Below are 615 nucleotides of genomic sequence, written 5' to 3'. Positions count from 1 at the left end.
ATGGTTTCATTTTTGTTATTTTCAAGGTTAGTTAAAGTTGCTCGCGTTTTTTCCTTTGTTGCTTCTCCTTCTATATGGGTAAATTCAATGTAATCCCCTACCTTGACGGGCACAGTTTGGCTTTCAGCATTTTGTTGTTTATTTCCCACGATTTCCTTATTGTACAGAACGTTGCCAGAAGAATTTTGAACCTTAATACTCGCATACGTACTAGCAAAATAGGAATGTGGTACACCTGATTCTAGTTTTACCTTCATCTCTTCTACCGTTTTATCATAATCTACTTTTGCAATTTCTCTATCACTATATCCTTTTAATGACCACGCAAACTTGTTTCCTTCTAAAATTGTTGCTTCTGGCATTTTTTCTACTTTCTTCAGGCCTTCCTTTGTAACTTCGTATATAGCTTTTTTTCCAAAGCTCTCTAGCTTACTATTATCTACATTTGTAAGAGTAGCTCTATGTACACCTTCTAGATGTGTTAACTCTATATAATCGCCTACTTTGACTGGAACTTTTTGCGATTCAGCATTTTGCTGTTTGTTTCCATAAATCTCTTTGTTGTAGACCACTTTACCTGATGTGTTTTGCACTTTAATACTTGCATATGTACTA

The 615-nt window shown here is 35.0% G+C and carries 1 protein-coding gene; it reads right to left on the bottom strand.

Annotated features, from left to right (window positions below):
• Nucleotides 1-615, bottom strand: a 615-nt coding sequence (locus HMPREF2590_RS23055; RefSeq protein WP_277996131.1) for a putative mucin/carbohydrate-binding domain-containing protein, incomplete at both ends; no start/stop codon positions are given.

This window comes from Bacillus sp. HMSC036E02, from assembly GCF_001836235.1.
In the GTDB taxonomy this organism is placed as follows: Bacteria; Bacillota; Bacilli; order Bacillales; family Bacillaceae_G; genus Bacillus_A; species Bacillus_A cereus.
Note: the sequence above shows the minus strand (reverse complement) of the source record. Positions and strands in the feature narration are given on the sequence as shown.